This window comes from Erwinia aeris (genome assembly GCF_041224955.1).
GTDB lineage: Bacteria > Pseudomonadota > Gammaproteobacteria > Enterobacterales > Enterobacteriaceae > Erwinia > Erwinia aeris.
Map to the genome: position 1 here is coordinate 1 of NZ_JBGFFX010000039.1, position 249 is coordinate 249.

A 249-nucleotide genomic window follows, 5' to 3' on the forward strand; every position below is an offset into this window, starting at 1 on the left:
TGCACTCATGCGGCGTTATGTGTTCGGTCGTTTACGCGAGGTAAACTTCCCTCTCACATGCCTTGCCTGAGCACAAATTACGTTTCTCCCTTAAAGAGAAAGTTGAGTGGTAGTAGATGGTCTCTGCAGTAACTGTATGGGGCTATAGCTCAGCTGGGAGAGCGCCTGCCTTGCACGCAGGAGGTCAGCGGTTCGATCCCGCTTAGCTCCACCATGCAGTTTACAAAAACTATCTCAAAACTGGCTTTC

General features: G+C 50.2%; 1 tRNA gene. It reads left to right on the forward strand.

What is annotated here, in order from left to right:
• Window positions 1-138 precede the first annotated feature (138 nt).
• Window positions 139-214: transfer RNA gene (locus tag AB6T85_RS23740), tRNA-Ala, on the forward strand.
• Window positions 215-249 lie beyond the last annotated feature (35 nt).